The sequence below is a fragment of the Burkholderia sp. JPY481 genome, from assembly GCF_038900515.1.
GTDB lineage: Bacteria > Pseudomonadota > Gammaproteobacteria > Burkholderiales > Burkholderiaceae > Paraburkholderia > Paraburkholderia youngii.
Genome location: NZ_JAYMRT010000144.1, coordinates 1 through 446, shown reverse-complemented (window position 1 = coordinate 446; position 446 = coordinate 1). Strand labels below are relative to the sequence as shown.

Below are 446 nucleotides of genomic sequence, written 5' to 3'. Positions count from 1 at the left end.
TCGACCAGCTCGATGCGCGTCGCGCGCAGGTGTATATCGAGGCACTGATCGTCGAGTTGAACTCGAATACGAGCGGCAACCTCGGCATTCAGTGGCAGGTCGCGAACGGCAACCTGTTTGCCGGTACTAACCTCGCGGCGGGCACGGGCAACAGCATCATCAACCTGACGCCGGCCGCGGCCGCTGGCGCCGGAAAGGGTCTCGCCACGGCTCCCGCCTCGAGCGCAGCGCCTGTCCAGCAAGGTCTGAACATCGGCTGGCTTCACAACATTTTCGGCGCGCAGGGTCTCGGCGCGCTGCTGCAGGCGCTGTCGCAGATCGCAGACGCGAACGTGCTGTCCACGCCGAACCTGATCACGCTCGACAACGAAGAGGCGAAGATCATCGTCGGTACCAACGTGCCGATCCAGACCGGTTCGTACTCGAACCTGACGAGCGGCACGACG

The 446-nt window shown here is 64.1% G+C and carries 1 protein-coding gene; it reads left to right on the top strand.

The genetic code is table 11. The features are described from left to right. Positions 1–446 (top strand): secretin GspD/PilQ domain-containing protein (locus tag VSR82_RS40070; RefSeq protein WP_498858933.1); only part of this gene is annotated, 446 nt, incomplete at both ends.